Origin of the sequence: Termitidicoccus mucosus (assembly GCF_038725785.1) — a bacterium.
Taxonomy (GTDB): domain Bacteria; phylum Verrucomicrobiota; class Verrucomicrobiia; order Opitutales; family Opitutaceae; genus Termitidicoccus; species Termitidicoccus mucosus.
Genome location: NZ_CP109796.1, coordinates 5,155,523 through 5,176,378, shown reverse-complemented (window position 1 = coordinate 5,176,378; position 20,856 = coordinate 5,155,523). Strand labels below are relative to the sequence as shown.

12 protein-coding genes are annotated in these 20,856 nt (G+C 64.5%); 3 read left to right on the top strand and 9 right to left on the bottom strand.

Translation table 11 applies throughout. The annotated features are described in order from the left end of the window. Nucleotides 1-60: 60 nt before the first annotated feature. From OH491_RS18025 to OH491_RS18015, 3 genes are all read right to left on the bottom strand, one after another. Nucleotides 61-1,173: a substrate-binding domain-containing protein gene (locus OH491_RS18025; protein WP_068770227.1), complete on the bottom strand. Its 1,113-nt coding sequence runs from the start codon at nt 1,171-1,173 to the stop codon at nt 61-63. A gap of 194 nt (nt 1,174-1,367) precedes the next feature. Beyond that, the gene (locus OH491_RS18020; RefSeq protein ID WP_145928769.1) at nt 1,368-3,512 is read right to left on the bottom strand and encodes a hypothetical protein; all 2,145 of its coding nucleotides are present in this window, start codon (nt 3,510-3,512) and stop codon (nt 1,368-1,370) included. A 390-nt stretch (nt 3,513-3,902) separates the two neighbouring features. After that, nucleotides 3,903-6,308 (bottom strand): VCBS repeat-containing protein, encoded by a 2,406-nt coding sequence (locus tag OH491_RS18015; RefSeq protein ID WP_334319277.1) that lies wholly within the window; start codon nt 6,306-6,308, stop codon nt 3,903-3,905. A gap of 369 nt (nt 6,309-6,677) precedes the next feature. On the opposite strand from OH491_RS18015, the gene OH491_RS18010 reads away from it, so the two are divergent. Continuing rightward, on the top strand, nt 6,678-9,995 hold the full coding sequence (locus OH491_RS18010) for an IPT/TIG domain-containing protein (protein WP_068770230.1): 3,318 nt from the start codon (nt 6,678-6,680) through the stop codon (nt 9,993-9,995). A gap of 287 nt (nt 9,996-10,282) precedes the next feature. On the opposite strand, the gene OH491_RS18005 is transcribed toward OH491_RS18010, so the two are convergent. The 6 genes from OH491_RS18005 to OH491_RS17980 all read right to left on the bottom strand — a co-directional run bounded on the left by OH491_RS18005 (nt 10,283) and on the right by OH491_RS17980 (nt 18,904). Beyond that, nucleotides 10,283-11,062 carry a glucose-6-phosphate isomerase family protein gene (locus OH491_RS18005; RefSeq protein ID WP_068771082.1) on the bottom strand — a complete coding sequence of 260 codons (780 nt, stop codon included), beginning with the start codon at nt 11,060-11,062 and terminating at the stop codon, nt 10,283-10,285. 185 nt (nt 11,063-11,247) lie between these two features. Beyond that, nucleotides 11,248-13,041, bottom strand: coding sequence for a class I mannose-6-phosphate isomerase (locus tag OH491_RS18000; protein WP_068770231.1), 1,794 nt, complete (start codon nt 13,039-13,041; stop codon nt 11,248-11,250). 34 nt (nt 13,042-13,075) lie between these two features. Next, the gene (locus OH491_RS17995; protein WP_068770232.1) at nt 13,076-14,449 is read right to left on the bottom strand and encodes a sugar porter family MFS transporter; all 1,374 of its coding nucleotides are present in this window, start codon (nt 14,447-14,449) and stop codon (nt 13,076-13,078) included. 428 nt (nt 14,450-14,877) lie between these two features. Beyond that, entirely contained in the window at nt 14,878-17,031 is a 2,154-nt protein-coding gene (locus OH491_RS17990; RefSeq protein WP_068770233.1) for a hypothetical protein, read from the bottom strand. Between the two features lie 50 nt (nt 17,032-17,081). Then, nucleotides 17,082-17,711 carry a glucose-6-phosphate isomerase family protein gene (locus OH491_RS17985; protein WP_084442156.1) on the bottom strand — a complete coding sequence of 210 codons (630 nt, stop codon included), beginning with the start codon at nt 17,709-17,711 and terminating at the stop codon, nt 17,082-17,084. A 221-nt stretch (nt 17,712-17,932) separates the two neighbouring features. Then, nucleotides 17,933-18,904, bottom strand: coding sequence for an N-acetylglucosamine kinase (locus OH491_RS17980; RefSeq protein ID WP_068770234.1), 972 nt, complete (start codon nt 18,902-18,904; stop codon nt 17,933-17,935). A 74-nt stretch (nt 18,905-18,978) separates the two neighbouring features. Here OH491_RS17980 and OH491_RS17975 point away from each other — a divergent pair, with 74 nt between their 5' ends. Both OH491_RS17975 and OH491_RS17970 read left to right on the top strand, forming a co-directional pair. Next, nucleotides 18,979-19,779: a DeoR/GlpR family DNA-binding transcription regulator gene (locus OH491_RS17975; protein ID WP_068770235.1), complete on the top strand. Its 801-nt coding sequence runs from the start codon at nt 18,979-18,981 to the stop codon at nt 19,777-19,779. A gap of 228 nt (nt 19,780-20,007) precedes the next feature. Next, complete coding sequence (locus OH491_RS17970; RefSeq protein ID WP_068771084.1) at nt 20,008-20,841, top strand: HpcH/HpaI aldolase family protein; 834 nt, start codon at nt 20,008-20,010, stop codon at nt 20,839-20,841. Nucleotides 20,842-20,856: the final 15 nt, after the last annotated feature.

Below are 20,856 nucleotides of genomic sequence, written 5' to 3'. Positions count from 1 at the left end.
CGCGAACAACCGCGGCAAACTGGCCTCCTATTTATGCCGCGCGTGTCTGCCGCCAGAGTGTCACCGCCGGCGAAATATCTCCGCCTCGCGCGAGGCGGAGGGCGGCGGACCGACCGAGGCGCCTTTTATATAATCGGGAATGATCAATTCCTTGAAGTCCAAACCCGACCCATGATCCATCACGCGCCGGACAGCTTTATACAAGGCGTTGGCAAACTTGGCCGATCCGATGGCATAACGCGCCGGGGTCGGATGCAGAAACGGCAGGAAAGGATCCTCGTCGTGGCTGATGAGGGAAATGTCGCCGGGCACGAGCAACTGCTGCGAGTTGAACCAGCTGAGCGCCGTCACATAGGAGAATGAATTGCCCATCATGTAGGCGGTCGGCCGCAGGCTGGAATTATGGATGCGGCGCAGTTCGTTGATGATCGATGCCGCGTTCATCGACGGACGGCATATCCCCGGCGTGGCGGACGAATCATAGTCGGCTATGGTCTCGCGAAAAGCCTGCTCGCCGATCACGGTGCCTCCGAATCTTGCCTTTTCAAAAACATACGCCAGCCGCCGGTGCCCCTCGCGCAGGAGGGTGAGCGCCGCGTGGCGGACGATGGCCCGATGGTCGAGGTCCACGCTCGGCAGTTTTATATCGTCCAAGGGCGACCCCGCCACCACCGCCGGGACGCCGTTGTCGGCGAACCACTGCTGGAGCGAGCACGGCGACCGCACGAGTATCCAGCATTTTGCCGGATGCGAATCCACCAGCTGCTGGAGCGAGCGGTCCGCGTTCCGTCCGAAATAGCGCCAGCCGATGACCAGCTCGAAATCCACGCCGACATTGTGCATCAGCGTGGTAAGGTTGTTCAGCCAATAAACCATGAACGGCCGGCTTTGGTCGATCGGATCGGGCAGCAGAAGCACCACGCGGTCGGGCGCCTTTGTATTCCGCGGGGGAATTTTTTCCGTGACCAGCGCGCTCGACTTGCCGCGCGACGTGCGGATCACTCCCTCCGCACGCAGCATGGCGATCGCCTTGCTCGCCGTCTTGCGGCTCACGCTGAAGTGTTTCGCGAGCTGCCGCTCGCCGGGCAGCGTCGTGCCCCAAGTGCCCGCGCGCAGTTGTTCCCGGAGCGTGTCGGCCATCTGGGCGCTGAGGGATTGAAACGACTTCGTCATGGATCGCGAAACGACGCGTGGGGGCGGGGAAAAAACACGCGCAACAAACATCCCGTGCGATTGCGGGGCAATGAAAAAATCACCCTTGGGAAGCGAGGCCAGCGGAAAAAATCCCCTCCCGATGTCGGTAATATTATACGGCGGTTTTGCTTTTGATTGGGGCACGGGGAATTACTTGCGGGACGCTGGCTTGTCTAAAAAATAACGGGAGAAATTGTGGCGGAAGTCCGCAGTCCGCCGCTTGAGTGGGTGTCCAGCGTCCAGGCCAGCAGCTCGCGTTTTTTCCTAAAATCCTCTCCCACGTCCGGACCGAAGCACTGCCCCCACTTGCCGAGGCTGGCGACGACCAGGCAGTCGCGGGCCTCGTCGAGATGGGCGAGAATTTCGTCCACGTTTTTAATCTCCTCCCGGATATGTTGTTGATGCCGCGCGGTGAGAATATCGCGCTCCGGCAGGCAGTGGAAGGCAAACAGGTTTTTATAGGTGGTGAAAAACAGGCGCATCCACCGGGTCGGGGGGATTTGCACCGCGATCCACTCCCTGCATTCCGCGCCGGCCCTCTCCGCCGCGAGGCCGAACAATTCCTCGGCGCGCGCGAGCAGCTCGATCATGTCCGAATAACAGCGCGAAACCTCGCCCGCCTGCGCGGGCGTGACATCCATGAAATCCTGGAATGGCGCGGGCGAATCGATGCGGTAGAGCTGATGGTCGAGATAGTAGTTTTTCTTCTCCTCCGGGACCGGGGTGCATTCGAGCAGAAACGGCTTCACCAGCCAGCGCAGGCGCAGGCCGGAATCCTCGAAGCGCAGCCCCCAGAACTGCGGCCAGGCCTGGAGCGCAAGATCCACCTTGCGCCACGCGTCATGCACCAATCCTCGCGCGTCCTCCCCGAGTCCGGCAGGCATGAGCACAGGCAGCAATTCCGGGATGCAGGAGGCGCCGGCGCCCCATGACATCTCGCGGATGACATCCTGGTTCACCCGGCACTTCGCGACATCAGGCGAAAGGATGCCCCAGTTCGTCGAAGACGTCTCGTGCGCACAGGCATTGAGCGTGAGGAATTTCCTGAAGGTCATGAGCGGATGAGGCGCGCCCATGATCGGGTCCAGGTCCTCGCTGAAGTCCAGATACTGGCCTATGCAAACCGGGCGCCCGCTCTTTTTCGCAAGGCTTTGTATCTCGCGCGGCACCTCGCCGATGTCGGCGCAGATGACATTGAGGTCTTTCAGACGGATTCGCGTGGTACCGCAATAATGATAAATGCCCGCCGTCTCCTTTACCGCATAACCCACGGAGGGGGGCAGGCCGCTGTTCAGTTTCTCCATGGGCACATCGTCCATGTGCCACGGATTTATCCATACCTGCGCCTGGACCCCGGCGCGGTCAAGCACACCCTGGAACTCGTGATGAAATTCGATGACAAGCTCGGCGCGGGTGCGCTTGCTCGGCCCCTCGCCGTCGCCCCAGAAACGCGTCCCGAGATCGGAGTGCCAGAAGAAAAAATGCCGGATTTCGGGATTAGCTTTTAATAATTCCGCGTAAACCGAATTATAAAACGCCAGTCCGTCGGGATGGTCGGTGTTCACGCAGTATTTTCCCGGATGATTGCCCCGCTCCAAGAAAGGATTTCTGGAATAAAAACCCTTCAGGTGTGGGTGAACCTCAAAGAAGACATCGGGATACGGACGGGGCAGAAAGCTGGTCACGGAGGGATCGAGATCGTATTCCAAGGCCACCTCGACGCATGCGCGCAATTCGGCGGCGTTGGCCTCCACGATGTCCCTCTGCCAGACCCCCTCATGCCATTTCGTCCAGACGAAAGGAGCGACCGAAGGGTTGGTAAACAGGTAATTGCCCCAATACGGTTGCAACGGCTCGCGCCTGGAAAACCGGTTGCACTCCATCGACGTATAACCGAGCGCCACCAGATTTTCCGCGTAAGCGCGCGGATCGAAATCGAATCCGGTCGGCGCATAGCAATGAAACGGGAAGTCCTCCAGAATCAAACGCTCGCGGTAGGGGCTCGTCCTCGTGAACGGCAGCGCGGGCGCCGTGCCGCGCGCGGTGTGATGCAGCCAATACAACGCCCCGGCAAGCACGGTGCGGGGACGGTCGCCGGTTATATACAAACGGCCGCCTTCCTCGACGAGGGCAAAAGTGCGCTCCGGCAATGCGGCCGCCCTTGCGACGCCCGCGATCCCGACGACGACATCCGCGCCCTCCACGCCGTCCGTTTTTACCCGCCCGTCAGTCCCGGCAACAAGCGCGGCCGCGCGTCGCACCGCGGAGTGCGAGTTCGGAGGACAAAAGACAATGGGAGCGGGCAAACGGGTTTGCATATTCATCAAAGCAGAAGGAAGGCATGGCGGGCGCGCCTGGACCATATGATGGGCGGCCGGGCGGCGGCAGGCGTGAAATCAAGCTGCGCCAGCCGTGCGACACTGTCACCCAATGCCGCGCGCGCCCCAATCTTTTCGTTGCGGCCCACAACAGGGGCCAGTCGCGAATGGCGCTTGGTGAAGAGAAAGACGCTTGCGCAAGGAGGGGCGGCGTCCCGCCGCCGGACGAGGCGAAGCCTCGCCGGTTCGCATGTGATGATTTATCGAGACACGATGGGCACGCGTTCCGCGTGTCGGGCGGCGGGACGCCGCCCCTCCTCGCGCAAGCGTGCTTTTAATGACAACAGCCCTTAACCAAGCGCCATTCGGGCCAGTCGCGCTGCTGGTGGCTCAGTAGAAAAACACCGCCCAGGAGGAGAGGATGATGCGCGCACCCTTGTTGATCTTCTTTTGCATGATGACGGCCTCGCCCTCGGCGCCTTCGCCATACACGCGCACCGCCGGGTGTTTCACAACCTCGAACCCGCGCTCCTGCATGGCCGGCACCATGATCTCCCGGCGCGGACCGTCCGCGCGGGGCACGAGCACATAGAGCATCCCGTCCGACGCCCCCACCACATAGCGCGCCTCCTCGGGGCTGAGCACGTAGCTGCGGTTCTTCATGATTTCCGGCAGCGGACCGAATTTATACGGACGGTTGTTGAACACCGGCGCGCCTTCCTTCAGGGCCTCGACCGAGCCGAACGGCGAGGGGACATCCACCGTCGCGCATGGCACGGAGGGATCGAACTTTGCGGTGGCGCTGTTTATATAATGCTGGAGCGGCTTGTCGTCGAACGGCTCCTCCGTCGGCGCGCCCCAATAATACATGTCTCCGTCGTCCACCCCGGCGATCGCGCCGGGTTTGTTGTCCGGCCCGAAGCATGCCGGTTCCAGCATGCGGTAGTGCGAGAAAAGCGATTTGCTCACATGGCCTTCGCGGGCGACCTGGCGCCAGCGAAGCTCGAAGAGCAGACGCCCGTCATGGAAACCCAGGTTTTTAAAGAAGGGAATAAACTCCGTGCGGGCGGAAAAAAAGGGACTCATCAGCAGGTCGGGCAGTTTTTTCGCATTCCAGCGCGCAACGGAAAACACACTCCGTCCGCCGCTGTGCGAGGTGGTGGCGACGAGGAATGGGAAGCCCTTGGCGTCGTAGAGCGTCTCGGGTTCGGAGAAAAGCGGCGCGTCTTTGCCTTTTCGCCCCCACCAAATCGTGAGAAGCCCGCTCGGGGCCTGTCCGACGATATCGGGCGCGCCGTCATCATTAAAATCGGCGATGGCCGGACGCGTGCGCCACGCCGTCTCGATGGGGTTTCCATTGGTCATCATAAGCGGCCCGCGCGCGGTGAGTCTCGGTGCGGTGCGGGCGCCGGTGTTTTCGAAATAGAAAAAATTTTCGCTGGAGTTCCCGCTGACGAGATCGAGGTCGCCGTCGCCGTCGAAGTCGATCGCGACCGGCGCGGTGTAGCCCCAAAGCCGCTCGGCCGGGCCTTGTTTCGAACGCGGGTTTTGCAGGTATTTCAGCAGCGGCTTTCCGTCCGCCTCCAGATCGGCCGGCGGAGCCCAATGTCCGGGGCCGCCGTCCTTGCTGAGATTGCGGAAGAAGTGCACGGCGCCGTCCTGATAGCCGACGAGCAGGTCGAGTTTCCCGTCGCCGTCCCAATCGACGGCGTTCGGCACGGGGAAAGAGTCGAGAAACATCGGCGGATTTTTGAACAGCACCGGCTCGGCCGCAGTAAAATCGAAGGGCCGCTCCGCGCCGAGCTGCCGCGCCTCCAGCAACATCGACCAGCTCGAAAAACGAATGCGCATCACGCCGTCCTGGTCACGGTAGGGCGCGGCGTTTTTCATGAGGTTGATGCGCGGACTGCCGTCGAAAGTGAGCTCGCGACCATTGTCGAGGACGGGCTCGCCCCCGGCGGAGGTGTTGAGGTAAAGCATCACCCGGTTGTCGGCCGAGACGAGCAGGTCGGTGCGCCCGTCATTATTCCAGTCGATGGGCGTCGCGACCGCGTGCAGGTAGCCGGTGAACAGAAGCGGCCGGCTTGGATTGCCCGCCGAAATCAGGCTCGCGTCGGCAAACAACGGCTCGCCCTTCTTCCCGACGTTTTTATACCACCATACCGTCAGGCGCGTCGGACCAAACACCCAGTGATCGCCGATCCATCCGCGGCCTTCCCCGGTGAAGTCCGCCGGCATGTAACGCGTGATCCCGCCGGGGCCGCCATCCCAAGGGTTGATGCCCAGAAAGCTCGACACCACAATCAAGTCGGTCAAGCCGTCGCCGTCCCAATCGCCCAAGGCGATGCGCACCGAGTGCGTATGCCGGTGCTCGTGGCCGGGAAACACATCGGGCAGCATCAGGTCGTTGCCGTATACAAATTTCAAATACGAACCCGATGCCTCGGGGAAGTGGCGGCGTCCGGAGACGGAGGCATCCTTCAGGCACCAAAAACGGTTGTTCTTTGCCACCACCAGCTCCATGCGGCCGTCGCCATCGAGATCCCCCGTCGCGCCGTCCACCGGCGCGGTCTTGTCGGCGATCATGATATCGCGGCCGTCGATGATCCTGCCCGACGGCACCCAATAGCCCTTGCCCCAGCGCGCGCCGCGCTCGCCCTTGCGGTTCCAGTCGACGGTGGTGTCCGCGACCTTCAGCGGCGCCACGGTGTCGGGATCGCCATAAACTAGTTTGTGCGCCGGACCAAAACGGATGACGGCGTTGTCGAGATTGCATTCGGACCGGGCGGGAAGCAAAACAGGGAAAAGCAGCGCGAAGGCACACGGCAAAACAATCGATTTTCGCATATCGGAACAGGGGCCGGATTTGTGGTTATATTTATTGCGGGATAAAAACACGTGCCGCGTGGCGGACGCGAAAGTCCATGAAAGGGGGAATGACGAATCGACGTCAGACAACACGCGGCATCCCACACCGACAATCTGGAATATCTGGCCCACTGGATGAGCCAGCCCCGGGTGGCACCACCATGCCGCCCTGCATGCGGCTCCCCCCGTGAGCCAGTTCGAGCCCATTGACCCATCATCCCCGCCTTCCACCATTGCGGCCATCTTTCATTCCCTCCCCACACACGCGCCATATGGCGGCGCATTGTCTTTATTCATATGAACACCCAATATAATTCCCCCTTCTCACCCTGCCGCATCGGCAGGCGCTGCATGCTAATACTGTCAGCGGGGCTCGGCGCCCTTGCCGGCGCGCTGTCCGCGGTGCCGATGGATTCCACCACGCTGACTGACTTCGATTTCAGCGTGGCCCAGCAGACCCGGATGCAGACCCTCATCGACAACGGCACGCTCGATCTTCAGCGCGTGCTCACCGGACCGGCGAGCGGCTACCGGCACATGGGCTGGCCCGTCGCCACGCGCCTGCCCGACGGACGCACCGTGGTGCTCATCCGGCACCTCCGGGACCACTCCGCCTACGCCAGCTACCCCGACAACGCCCGCCGCATCATCTGGTCCGATGACAACATGGCCACCTGGCAGCCCGCCGACGTCCTGGATGCGCCGCCACCCTTCGGTCGCAACCTCGACGACACGCCGACCAAATATGATTACCAAGGCATGCAGGCCATTTCCTGGGCCTATGCCTCCGGCACCGCCAATCCCCGCCTTGTGGCCGTCACCGCCCAGCAGGACGAAAATGACAAGACCCCGCGCAGCCGCGTTTACCTCTCCGACGACCGGGGCGTGACCTGGCGCGAGCAGCCCGACGCCCTCGCCGCCATGCCGGCCGCCGCCGTCCACTCCGGCCCGAACATGGTGCGCCACCCCGAGTTCGGCCTCGTCGTGCCCTTCGGCCAGCAAACCGGCAGCGGTACCGGCAGGCAAAACTACCTCGCCAGCAGCACCGACGCAGGCGAAACCTGGCAAATCCGCACCTGGCTCAACTCCGCCAACTCCCGCAGCATCGAGCCCGCCCTCGCCACTTGGGGACCGGGCCACATGGTGTTGATCGGACGCGAGCGCACCGACGCCTACGGCTACGATTCCGCCTCTGGAAAATATTATTACACGCAACACGTTTATAAGCACACGCCCGGCGCGGCATTCTCCGACGTCACCTTCACCACCGCCCGCACCAACATCGCCGGCAATGGGAAAACCCCCGTCGCCAAGGGCAAAAGCGGCTACGAAGCGCACGACACTCCCGACGTTATATACAATCCCGTCACCGGCCGCATCGAAATGATACAAAGCTCCCGCTGGGGCGCGGGAGCGGAAAACCCGCTCCCGTCCGACCCTGAAAATCCGGCGGAACCGGTCAACGCGCTCAATCTCTGGAGCATCGACCCCGTTGACCTGCTCGCCGGCGGCACGACATGGCGGTTTGACGGGAACCTCGTCGAGCGCCAGGGCATCATCCTCGGCGCGGTCGGCCTGCCCAAGGACAACAAGGACGGTTACCACCCCGGCGGCTCCATCGTGGACGAGGCCGCCGGCAAACAGCACATCTTTATATACGTCGGCGTTTATACCCAATACGCCAATGCCTACCGCATCAGCCGTCCGCTCGACACCTATGCCTTCCGCGCCGCCTGCGGCCTGCCCGCGCTGCCCGCGCCGGCGATCACCGGCGTCGCCGTTTCCGCCAGCACCGCCACCATCACCGGCATCAACTTCACCGCGCTCAAGGAGGTGCTTATCGCCGGCAAGACCGCCGCCATCGTCTCCTCCGGCATCACCGAAATCAAAGCCACGCTCCCCGCCGGCGTGACCGCCGCCACCGGCGACGATGTCGTCGTGCGCACCGACCACGGCATCACCACCGGCCTCACCGACCTCTCGCACCTCCCGCCCGCCGTCAGCGCCATCGACTACGACCTCATCTGGCCGGGCAAATCCGTCAGCATCACCGGCGTCAACCTCGGCGGCGTAACCAAGGTTTTTTTCGGCGCCATCGAGGTCGCCTCCTTCGTCTCAAAAACCGACACTGAAATCGTTGTGACCGTGCCCGAGGGCGTCGCCAGCGGCGACATTTCCATCCAGACCGCCGCCGGCGACACCGTGCCGCTTCCCGTCAGCGGCGCCTACACCATCGCCGTGAAACCCCACGACCTCGCCCCGCTCATCGCCACGCAGCCCGTCGTCACCGGCCTCCATCCCCTCGACCTCGTCGCCTCCGCCACCGGCGCGCCCCCGCCTTCCTTCAAATGGCAATACCGCCGCGGCGATTCCGGCGACTGGGCCGACATCGGGGGCTCGGCTGATTACCAGGGCGCGGGCACCGCGCACCTCACCCTTATCAACACCGCCGGCAAAAACGGCTGGCAATACCGCTACGTCGCCACGAACAACACCGAGGACGTTTACAGCAACGCCGTGACGCTCCAGCTCCTCGCCGACATCCTGCCCGCCCCCGCCGGCATCACCGCCACTTCCGGCACGACCGGTCCCAACCTCTACGTCGCCGATGTCCAGACCCACGTCATCCGCAAAATCACGCAGGCCGACGGAAAGGCGGTTGTGTTTGCCGGGCAGCCCGGCGAGCCCGGCTCCGCCGATGGCAGCGGCGGCACCGCGCGCTTCAACGCGCCCCGCGGCATCGCCATCACCGCCGACGGCGCGCTCGTCGTCGCGGACACCGGCAACTCCAGCGTCCGCCTCGTCACCGCCGACGGCGCCGTCACCACCCTCTCCGCCGTTTTCAACCACCCCCGCGGCGTCGCCGCGCACGACCTCAACGGCGACATTTACGTGGCCGACACTGGCAACCACCTGATCAAAAAAATCACCGCCGGCGGCGCGGTCTCCACCGTCGTCGGCGCCGGGGTGCCCGGCTTCGCCAACGGCATCGGCCCCGCCGCGCAATTCCGCTCCCCCTCCGGCATCGCCGTGGACGTCGCCGGCAACCTCTACATCGCCGACACCGGCAACCACGCCATCCGCTACATCGACATGACCACCGGCAGCGTCTCCCTCTTCGCCGGCCAGCCCGGCAGCGCTCCCGGCTCCAGCGACGGTGCGAAAACCACCGCCGCCAAGTTCAATTCGCCCGAGGGTGTCACGGTGGACGCGGACGGCCGTGTGTTCGTGGCCGACACCGGCAACTCGCACATTCGCTCAATTTACTCCGGCTCCGTCTTCCACACGGTGCTGCCCCCCGCAGGCTTTCTCAACTACGCCGGTTTCAAGGACGGCCTTTCCGGTGACGTCCTGTTTGACCGCCCCGCCTCCCTCGTCGTGGCCGAGGATGGCCTTCTCTACGTGGCCGACACCGGCAACGCCGTCATCCGCCGGGTTGATCGCGGGGACGAGGTCGCGACGCTCCCGCTTGAGGCCCTGACCGGCAATTCCGATCCGTCCGACAATAACAACAACAGCGGCGGCGGAGGTGGCGGTGGCGCGCCGGGCTGGTGGTTCGCCGCCGCCCTTGCCGCGCTCCTCGCCTTCCGCAAACTCTCAAGCCGGCGGCGATGAGTTTTATACTCATGCGATTTCCCAATCGCATTTCAACTTGGGGCGTTCGAAATAAAACCCTGGCCGGCGCAAGGTAATACCCTTTCCGAACCCTTTATAGACTTATCAAGGTAGGGCGAAGCCTCCGGCTGAGCCGCGGCTCGGCGGGGACGCCTCGCCCTGCCTCAAATATAGATTTCGTTTGGAAATGGCATAACCCAACGGGTTGCATCGCCAGTGAATCGGAATTCGTTCCTGGAGGCAGCGTTCCAATCACACCCGGACCGCCCGTGCGCCACGGACTGCGGTCACGGCTCGAAATTACGCCATGCGCCCGCTTTTAATTCCGGGTCGGGCACCCAGTCGAAACGTCCCGGTTCCCTCTCATATTGTTTATAAATCGGAATACCCTCCTCGATATCCAATTCCGGATACGCGCGCGCCCCGCGGCGCACCAGTTTGCTCGGTTTATAGCTCGGGTTCGCCGTCCATTCGAGCGCGCCGTCCGCCGTCAGCAATGGAAAATGCGCCAGCCCGGCGTGGGCGCGCACCCCGCCATACACAAAACCATACGCCCGGTCGCACCACGCGCCAAACACCAGCGGCTGCGCCGGATCGGCGCTGATGGTGGCGTGCGCCCAGCCGGGCGGCACCACCACGACCTCGCCCGGCCCGGCCGTGATGGCGAAGCAGCGGCCCGGATCATCCCCGTCGCTTTCCTGCATGAGGATGCAGGCGCGGCCCCGCCAGATTTCATAAAGCTCGGGCGTGCTCCAGCCGTTGCGCGGGCTTTTGCAATGCACATGCCCCTGCGAGCGCACCGGCTCGCCGCCCAGCCGCCCCGCGGCATAGGCCACCGCGCCAAAAAGCAGATGCCTCTTCTGCAAATCCCCGCGATGCTCCTCGCGTCCCACATCCATCACGATGGCGTAAACCGGATCGGGGCCTGCGCAATCCGGATCGCGCAGGCTCGGGCGGATCGCGTCCAGCCGCCGCAATTCCGGCGCCGGGCCGAACACCCCCGCGCCATAACGCCAGCCGAGCGGGTCGGTCGTGGCGGTGATGGGAAATCCCGGATCGATATTCATGGTTGTTTGCATATCCGTATTCGATAATTCCATCTTTCTCTTTATTCTTTATCTTTCCTCTTTCTCTTAAAAACACCCGTCTTGCGGCAAAGAGAAAGAGGAAAGATAAAGAATAAAGAGAAAGAGAAAGGCGGGGACGTTATTACATTTTCAAGAAAGATGTCATTTTTAGATCGGAAATCACTTCATGCGCGGGTGCGGACAAAGGCCTTCATGGTCGCGCAGCGTGCTCCCGCCGCCGCAGGCCGGATTGTATAATCGCCGACGGAGGCGGGCACGATAAACGTCTCCGCATAATGCACCGTGAACGGCTCGAACGCGCCCGATGGACTTTCCACGACCGCCTCCGCTCCCTCCACGAGGTTGAGCACATTCACGCCGCCGCCGGTGTGGTGCGGCACCGGCGCGCTGAACCAGTGGCGGCGCGTCTCGATGAACTCCGCCTCGTGCAACCCGGTGCGCTCCTCCACCCAGCCCTCGCCGCGCGCGACCTCGCGCACCTGGTTGACAAGGTTTTCCCGCGCGTGGGTTTCGTCGCGGTGCCACTGGATGACGTGCTTCCCGCGCTCCACGTTGACCGGCCTCGGCAGCCCGTCGAGCCCGAGCCGCGCCCAGTCCCAGAGCTTGAACGTGAAAATATACGGCGTGGCGCTGATTTCGAGCACCATGGAACCGGCGCCGGAACAATGCAGCGTGCCCGCCGGAATCAGGAAGTGGTCGTGTTTTTTCGCCGGAAACCGCGCCGCGAATTTCGCGTCGTCAAACGGCGCGCCGCCCGCCTGCGCCGCCTCCAGGCTCGCGAGCAATTCCCCCGGCTTCGCGCCGTCCTTGTGCCCGAGGTAAACGACCGCGCCGGGCTCCGCGTCGAGGATGTAGTAGCTTTCGTCCTGCGTGTAGGGGATGCCGAACTGCTCGCGCGCGTATTCGGAAAGTGGATGCACCTGGAAGCTCAGGTTGCCGCCGCGCATGGTGTCGAGAAAATCGAAACGGATGGGGAACTCCCGCCCGAAACGCCCGTAAACCGCCTCGCCGAGCAGCGGGCGCGGCTGCGAAAACACGAGATTGACCGACGGGATTTCCACGCGCGCGCCGCCGGCGAATTCGAGCAGCAGGGAGTTTTCCTCCGGCACGCAGTCGAAGCACCACGCGTAATTTTTCGGGCCGTCCGGCAGGCCGCACACCTCGCGCATCCACTGCCCGCCCCAGGGACCCGGATCGAAAAACGGCACCACGCGGAACGGCCGCGTCGCCGCGTGGCGCAGCGCGGCGAGATGCGCCACGCCGCTGATGAGTTTCGGCGAGGCGGGCGCGGTGGTGTCGAGCAGAAAATCCCAGCCGTCCATCGTGTCCCGCTTCAACCGGTCGGCCACGCGCCAGTCGATGAAGAAGGAGCGTTTGTATTGGAGCGAAGCCTTCAGCCCGCGATTGCGCGCGCCGAGATTGTCCACCTCGCCGCGCCGCTGGCGGAGCTGTCCTTCCCAGCGCGGCATGTCGGCGTAAACGAGCACGCGCTTCGCCGGCGCGAGCAGCGCCGCACCCGGCCCGGCCACGAGCACGGTGCCGGTCGCGGATGCAATCCGCGCGCGGATTGCATCCGCTTTTTTGTCATCAAAAAAATTGGCCATCTCCAGCGATGTGCACAGGCGTCCGAACACCGGGTCGTCGCCGCCAAGAAACGGCGACGCCAGCGCGTCGATCGCGGCGGCGGTTTTCATCGCATCGGCGGTGGTTATCACGAGCGCCGGGGCCAGCCGCGCGGCCAGCGCGTCGCGCACCGCGTCGTCGTGCACGCCGGGATAACACTCCACCGCCACCACGGACGCGCCGCGCGCGGCGGCCTCGCCGCCGATGCGGGCGGCGATGTCGTCCCAGCCGGACCAGCATTCGCCCGCGTGCGCCGCGGGCACGGCGACCGCCGGGGCCTTGTCATAATTTGAGGAGCGCAGGCCAAGCCCGGCGAGATACGATTTCGAGTTCATGGATTGTGCAATGGGAGTTTGCGCCGCGCGGGCGTCAGTTGGCGGGGCGCATGTCTTCGAGGGAACGCCCCTTGGTCTCGGCGATGTGTTTCCAGACAAAGCGCAGCGAGAGGGCCGCCGCCGCCGTGTAGAGGCCGTAGGTGAGGCCGAGGCCCAGCGCGGACAGCATCACGGGAAAAGTCATCGTCACGGCAAAGTTGACCAGCCAGAGCGAGAGCCCAGCGAGCGAGAGGGCGGCGCCGCGGAACTGGGTGGGAAACATTTCCCCGAGCAACGTCCACACGATGGGCCCCCAGGTGACGCCGAAACAGACGACGAAAAGGTTCGCCACGACCAGCGCGGCGGGACCGGCGACCGGACCGAGGGACAGACCGCCGGCCGTGGTGTTGGCGGCAAAGAGCAAGGCGAGCGTGCCGAGGGTGAGCGTCATGCCGGCGGAACCGGCGAGGAGCAGCGGGCGGCGTCCCGCGCGGTCCACCAGCGCGATGGCGGCGACGGTGGAGAGGATGTTGACGGCCCCGGTGATGACGTTGGTCAGGAGCGCGTCGTCCGTGGAGAAACCGGCGGCCTGCCAGAGCGTGGCGCCGTAATAGAAAACGACGTTGATGCCGCTGAGTTGCTGGAGGGCGGCAAGGGCCGCGCCGACGAGGACGAGTTTGCGCGGGCGGCGCGTGACGGGGTCGAGCAGGTCGAGGAGGCGCGGGCGGTGCGTGACGCTTTCGACGACACGGCGGATGCTTTCGGCAGGGTCGTCGCCCGGGGCGATCCGGCGGAAGACGGCGGCAGCTTGCGCGTGCCGGCCGGCGGCCGCGAGAAAGCGCGGAGACTCGGGGATGGCGAACAGCGCGAGAAGGAAGAGCAGCGCGGGCGCCAGTTCGGCCCAGAACATCCAGCGCCACGCGGCATGGCCGAGCCAGAGGACGGCGTCAGGCGAGCCGGCGGCGCGGGCGATGAGCCAGTTGTTCAAAAAGGAGGCGAACAGCCCGAGGACGATCATGAATTGCTGGAGGGCGATGAGGCGTCCGCGGGCGCGCGGCGGGGCGATTTCGCCGATGTAGGCCGGGCAAATCACGCTGGCCGCGCCGACGGCCAGGCCGCCGAGCACGCGGTAAAACACAAAGGGCGCGGCGGTGGCGACCGCGCCGCTGCCCCAGGCGCTCACGATGAAGGCGGCGGCGGTGGCGAGCAGGACGGGCTTGCGCCCGTGGCGGTCGGCCAGCGCGCCGGCGAGGAGCGCGCCGAGGGCGCAGCCAAGCAGCATGGAGGCGACGTTGAAGCCGGTGCCGACGCTGTCCGAGTGAAAGGCGCGCTGGAGTGACTCGACGGTGCCGTTGATGACGCCGCTGTCGAAGCCAAAGAGAAAGCCGCCGAGCGTGGCGGTGAGGACAAGGGGAAGAAGGCGGAGCATGGCTTTTCCGGGGCGTGATTATTTTATCGGTTCGTTTTTATTAACCGCAAATGAACGCGAATGGACGCGAATAATTTTGAGCCATTGGTGTTTATTGGTGTTCATTCGCGGTTAAATTTATTGATTCGTTTTTTTATCTCACACAAAGGCACGAAGGCACAAAGCGCCGGGAAGTGTGCCATTATAATTCATTCCTTTGTGTCTTTGCGCCTTTGTGTGAGATAAATGGTTCGTTTTTTTAATCACGGAAACACGAAAGCACGGAAAAAAGAAAAACGGTTTCGTATCTTTTCAGTGTTTCAGTGATTATTTTATCGGTTCGTTATTTTTAGACAGAATGAACAGAATTTAATAAAATGAACGGAATGGTTTTTTATTTTGTTCATTCTTTTTCATTCTGTTCATTCTGTCTAAATTATTGGTTGGTTTTATTTCAATGGTGGCACGGCGGCGGGGATGAGGGGGTGCACGATGAAATCGCGGACGCTGCGGATGTCGCCGGAAGGCGTGCCAAGCAGAACCGCCTCGACCTCGCACGGGCCGTTGGTTTTTGGCAGGGTGAGTTCGAAGGTTTCGCGGCCGGTCTCGAAGGATTTCACGACGACGGCGCGTGTTTCCTCGGCGAGGACTTTTCCGTCGCGGCGGAGGCGGATGGCGAGCGTGCCGGAGTGCGGTGCATCGGTGTCGTTGATGATGACACAGGGGAAATCGCGGGTGAGGCCGGGCGGATAGGTTTCCTCCCACGCGTCGAGCGCGACGCCAATGGGCGCGAAGGCGTCGCGGACGTGTTTATAAAATTCGGGTTCCCATTTCAGGCTGGCGATGTCGAGCCAGTGGTCGCTGGTCTGTCCGTCGGGACGGTCGTAGCCGAGCATGGTGAAGTGGAGCACGCCGGCGGCGGTGCGGCGGGAGCGCCAGAACTCGGTGTCGGCGGCGAGCCAGCGCGCGTAGAGGCGGAAGCGTTGCGCGGTGGTGGAGCCGGGGCCGAGGAGGTTTTGATAAAGCTTTTCGGTGAGCGTGGTGGGCGCGCCGTCGCGGTTGAGCCAGAGCCAGGCGTATTCGTTGATGATGACGCCCTGGCCGCAGACGGACTTGTCCCAGTCCTTTTTCCACGGGGCGGAGTCGGCGTTGGCGAGGCCGGCGAGGCGGAAATTCACGCGCGGCGGCCGGTTGCCGAAGTGGTAGGGGTGCGACTCAAAGACATCGCCGGGGCGGAAGGTGGGCGACCAGGAGTTGTCCCAAGGTCGGTCGGAGAGGTCGAGGGAGCGAACCTGCTCGATGGCGGGGCCGGTCTGGCTGGAGGCGGTTTCGTTGCTGGCGTCCCAGATGACGACGCAGGGGTGGTTCCAGCGTTCGCGCATCCATTCGGAGTATTCACGGACAAGCTGCGGGGTTTGCAGGGCGGCGGGCCAGTCCTTGCGCAGATACCATATGGGAAACTCGTCCTGAATGAGGATGCCCTCCTCGTCCGCGATGTCATACCAGAACTCCGGCGGGAAACCGATGCAGTAACGGAGCGCCTCCCAGTGCATGTCGCGGGCGCGGCGGTGGAGCGCGCGCACCCAGTCTTTGTCCCACGGCAGGTCGCCGCGCGCCGGGTCCTCGAAAAAGCGGTAGAGCGTGATGTTGGAGCCGCGCAGGTAGTGGGGCTTTCCGTTGAGGAAGGGACGCCCGGTTTTTTTGTCGAAATAAAACTCGCGCATCCCGAAGCGCGCGGTGAACTCGTCGCCGGCGGTGCGGACGGTGGCCTCGTAGAGAAAGGGGTCGGCGGGCGACCAGAGGCGGGTGTTTTCGATGGGGAGAACAAAATCGCTTTCGCCGGAGGCGTCGAGTTGCCCGGCGGCGGTGGCGACGACGCGGCGGCTTTTCCACTCGCGGATTTCGAGGGAAACCGGCGCGCCGGGGGCGCTGGCATAGACGCGGATTTTCGCGCGGCCGCCGGCGATGTCGGGCGCGACCTGGACATTGGCGATGCGCGGCGCGCCGGAGAGGATGAGTTGCACGGAGTCGAAGATGCCGGGGATGTAGCGGCTCTTCTCGAAATCGAAGCCGTCAGGCACCGCCGGGCGGACGGCGTCGCGGTCGGCGCCGACGCGGACGACGATCTCGTTTTCCCCGGGCTTGAGCGCGGCGCGCGCGTCGAGAAGCGCGGGCGTGAAGCTGGGCGCGTGGTCGCCGAGTTGCCGACCATTAAGGAAAACGCGCGCGCCGAACATGGCCTTGCCGATTTTGAGCGTCGCGGCGGGCGGCACGGGGCCGTCGAGCGTGAAGGCGCGGCGGTACCAGAAGGCGTCGCGCTTGGGATCTTTTTGGGGAAACTGCCTGCGGTCGGCGACGGGCGGGCCGGGATTGTCGAACGCAGGCCGCGCCATGTCAACGAGCCCCGGGACCGGGACGGTGCGGCTAAAGGCGGCGGCGGGCGGCTGTTCCATGCCGCCCTCGGCGATTTGCCACGCGCCGTCGAGCGAAACGACGTGGCGGAGCGGCGTATCGCCGTCACTGGCGGCAAGCGAGGCGGGCGCAACGCCACAGGCAAGGGCAAGGAGCGGGAGGAGGAGTTTGGGGAGCAGTTTTGTTTTCATGCGGGGCGCGGACTGGTGGGTTGCGGCTGACCGGGATTTCCTGGGAAAAATTATTTTTTCTCCCGAGGGACGAGCATCGGTTTGCCATCTCTCTCGATGACGACATGGCGGAAATTGTTTTTGGCCACGGGCGCGTAGTCGTGCCCGGCGTTGGACGGATAAATGCCGAGATACACCAGCGGCGCGGCGCCGGTGTTCACCGTGCGGTGCGCGGTGTGGCCGGGCACATACACCACCGAATGCGTCCGCAGCGGCACCAGGCGGCTTTCGCCCGTGGCCTCGTCCTCCAGCAGCATCGCCCCCTCGCCCGCCAGCCCGACATAGATCTCGGCCGCGGGGCGGTGCGCGTGCAAATGGCCCTTCGTAAGATAATATTCCGCGCCGATTTTCCCCGGCTGGAGGATGCCGAGCCCGTAGTGCAGCTGGCCGTCGCCGGCCGCCGGCTCGACCGAGCTTACCGAATATAAAAGCGGGTTGCCCTGCCTGAGCGCCGCCTCGAACGCGGCCTCGTCCGCGAAACAGCCGCGCAGGTCGGCCAGCCGCCGCTCGACCATCGGTCGGTTTCCGAGCCGCGCCGATTCGAGCGTGTAGTGGACAAACAAGTCGTCGCGCGCAATCGCCGCGAGCGGACACGGCGGCGGCACCTGCGCGGGTTTTATATTATCACGGATTTGGCTCATATTATATATTCGGTTTTATTGAACAGAAGGAAACGAAGGGAGCGAAGAATACATTTTATGATCATGGTTTTCTTAGTGTCCTTCGTTTCCTTCTGTTAAAAATAATGGTTCGTTTTCAACAGCCGCAAAGAGGCGCTCTACGAGCGCGGAGCCGGGTGGCCTGACAAAGGCACAAGATTGAATATTCCATTTTGTGTTTCCTGTGCTTCTTTGCGGCTGTTTTATCGGTTGGTTTTTATTTTCGAAAAATCCAGCGCAGGCGGCGGGTTGACGCCGCCCGCCCGCAGGGCGTTGATCGCCGCCCCGTGCAGCGTGCCGCCCTTGGGTTCGACGATGCGGGCCGACGGGCAGAGCTTGCGGATTTCCGCCTCGACGAGCGGTTGATAGGGAGCGCCGCCCCGCGCGCAGCTTCCGAGCAGCACGACCTGCGGACCGCGCGGAAACACCAGCGCCCGGCTCGCGCCCGCCACCAGGCCCGCCAGCGCGCGCGCGCCCGCCACGAGCAGGCGGTGCGCGGTCGCGTCGCCCTCGGACGCCAGGCGCGTGACCACCGGCGCAAAGGCGGCGATCTCCGCCGGCGTCCACGGCTGCGCGTAGAAACGCGCCAGCATGTCGTCGGGCTCGGAGAGCCCCAGAAACGCCATCGCGGCCGCCAGCAGGCGCGTGTCCGGCGCCCGCTTGTCGGCCGCCCGCGCCGCCGCCCGCAGCGCGTTGATCGCGAGGCCGAACGCCCCGCCCTCGTCGTCGAGCAGCCAGCCCCAGCCGCCGCACATGAAGGACTCGCCCGTGTGGTCGATGCCGAGGCAGTTTGTCCCCGTGCCCGCGATGAGCGCCACCCCGGCCTCGCCCTGAAGCCCGCCCGCGTGGGCGTTGTATAAATCATTCATCACCGTGACCGCGCCGGCGGGAGCCAGCCCCGCCGACTCCGCCGCCGCGCGCACGCGCAGCATGTCGCCGCGCGACTTCACGCCGGCGCACCCGAGAAACGCATGCTCCGCCGGACGCGCCTTCAGGCCGGCGTCCGCCCAAGCCGCGTCCGCCGCCGCGCGCAGGTTCCGCGCCGCGGCCTCCATGCCGGTGTTGTGATAATTCGACGGCCCCGCCCCGCCCGCGCCGGCGGCGACACCATCGGCCGACACGACCACCGCGCGCGTGTGCGTTCCCCCGCCATCAATGCCGAGATACCAGGACATGCCGGGGATTTCGCTTGTCGGAACCGGCAAAGCGAGCGAAATAACATTTTATAACATTTATCACCAAACATAACATGCTCGCCCCCGCCCGTCACCAGCGCATCCTCGCCCTGCTCCGCGACCGGGGCCACGTCACCGCGGCCGCACTGCGCCGCGAGCTGGGCGTCACCGCCATGACCGTGTGGCGCGACCTGCGCATGCTGGAGGAGCTCGGTCTGTTGCGCCGCGAGCGCGGCGGGGCGCGTCCGGCGGGGCAGGCCGCCGGCGAGCCGGACTTCGAGATGAAGAGCGACGCGGCGGCGGCGGCAAAACAACGCATCGCCGCGCGCGCCGTGCGGGAGTTTGTCCGCGCCGGCGACACCATCGCGCTCGAGGGCGGCACGACCGTCGCCGCCATCATCGACCACCTCCCGGAATCCCAGGTTTCCATCGTGACCAACAGCCTGCCCGTCGCGCAGCGCCTGCGCCTGCGCCGTCCCGCGCTCGCGGTGCGCGTGATCGGCGGCTGGCTGAGCCCCGTTTCCGGTAACATGACCGGCCCCGACGCGCTCCGCGAAATCGGGCGGCTCGCCGCCTCCGTGTGTTTCATCAGCGCGACGGCCTTCGATCGTGAGATCGGCCCCAGCGATCCCAACCCGCTTGAGATCGAGGCCAAGCGCGCCCTCGCCGCCATCTCGCGCCGGGTCGTCCTGCTGCTCGATTCGGGCAAGTTCGCCCGCCGCTCCGCCGCCGTCACCCTTCACCCGCGCCGGATCGACACCCTCATCACCGACAAACGCCCGCCCGCGGGCATCCCGGCGATGCTGCGGAGACACGGCGTGAGGATCCTGGTCTGCCCGGAGTCAACCGCGAAGGACGCGAAGAGCCAGGAATAGTCCGGCATGACAATTTCCAATGCATTTATAAGGCGAAAACAGTCCGGTTTTTATTGAACAGAGGGAAACGAAGGGAAGAACCGCACGCACTGGTTCCATCGGTAAACCAGCAGGCCGACTTTGTTTCACCGCCGCAAAAACGCTGCCCTGCATCGCGTCATCCGGTTCCCCGCGCTCTCCGCAACCCGCAACCGGCCGACTTTCCATGCAACCTCTCTCTTCATTCTCATGAAAAACAACTCCCTCCCCAAGAACCTCGCCCTGGCCAAGATCCGCGAAGGCGGAGTGGTCAGCGTGTATGTGACGGGCAACTTTGCGAGTCCGCGGCATGTGGATTTCGTGGCGCGTTCGGGCTATTTCGACGCGATCTGGTTCGACCTGGAGCATTTCGACATACCCACGCAGGAGCTTGCGACGCTGTGCCTGGTGGCCAAGGCCAGCCCGGTGACGACCATCGCGCGGCTGAAGGCCACCGACTACCAAGTCGTGATGCGCACGCTGGAGACGGGCGCGGGCGGGCTGATGTGCTCGATGGTGGCCGACGCCGAGGAGGCGCGGCGCATCGTCTCGTGGGCCAAGTTCAACAACCCCCAGCCCGCGCCCGGCGAGGTCACCGGCCAGCGGGGCTGGAACGGGGGCAACATCGACAGCGGCTACGCGGCGCATCCGGCCATCGAATACATGCGCCACCAGAACACCGAGACGATGATCCTCTGCCAGATCGAGCACGCGCAGGCGGTGGAAAACGCCGCCCAGATCGCGGCGGTGCCCGGTGTCAGCGGCCTGTTCTTCGGCCCCGGCGACTACTCGGCGAGCATCGGGTTGCCCGGGCAGATCGGGCACGAGGAGGTGCGCAAGGCCATGGCGAAGGTGGCCGCCGCCGCCCACGCCGCGGGCAAGTTCTGGGGCACCGTCGCCGTCGGCCCCGAGATGTATGGCAAGGCCATCGAAATGGGCGCCCAGTTCCTCTGCCCCGGCGGCGACCTCAAGGTCATGACCCTCAGCCTGCGCGAACTCGTCAAGTCCCTCGCCGGCGCGCCTCAAAAAACCCTGGCCGCCTGATCCGCGTCCGCCCGC

Bases quoted from the DNA above. Each gene is read 5' to 3' on its own strand.
- OH491_RS17975 (WP_068770235.1), top strand. From the start codon at position 18,979: ATGCTCGCCCCCGCCCGTCACCAGCGCATCCTCGCCCTGCTCCGCGAC.
- OH491_RS17980 (WP_068770234.1), bottom strand. From the start codon at position 18,904: ATGTCCTGGTATCTCGGCATTGATGGCGGGGGAACGCACACGCGCGCG.
- OH491_RS17995 (WP_068770232.1), bottom strand. From the start codon at position 14,449: ATGCTCCGCCTTCTTCCCCTTGTCCTCACCGCCACGCTCGGCGGCTTT.
- OH491_RS18005 (WP_068771082.1), bottom strand. From the start codon at position 11,062: ATGAATATCGATCCGGGATTTCCCATCACCGCCACGACCGACCCGCTC.
- OH491_RS18000 (WP_068770231.1), bottom strand. From the start codon at position 13,041: ATGAACTCGAAATCGTATCTCGCCGGGCTTGGCCTGCGCTCCTCAAAT.
- OH491_RS17990 (WP_068770233.1), bottom strand. From the start codon at position 17,031: ATGAAAACAAAACTGCTCCCCAAACTCCTCCTCCCGCTCCTTGCCCTT.
- OH491_RS18025 (WP_068770227.1), bottom strand. From the start codon at position 1,173: ATGACGAAGTCGTTTCAATCCCTCAGCGCCCAGATGGCCGACACGCTC.
- OH491_RS17970 (WP_068771084.1), top strand. From the start codon at position 20,008: ATGAAAAACAACTCCCTCCCCAAGAACCTCGCCCTGGCCAAGATCCGC.
- OH491_RS18010 (WP_068770230.1), top strand. From the start codon at position 6,678: ATGAACACCCAATATAATTCCCCCTTCTCACCCTGCCGCATCGGCAGG.
- OH491_RS17985 (WP_084442156.1), bottom strand. From the start codon at position 17,711: ATGAGCCAAATCCGTGATAATATAAAACCCGCGCAGGTGCCGCCGCCG.
- OH491_RS18020 (WP_145928769.1), bottom strand. From the start codon at position 3,512: ATGCAAACCCGTTTGCCCGCTCCCATTGTCTTTTGTCCTCCGAACTCG.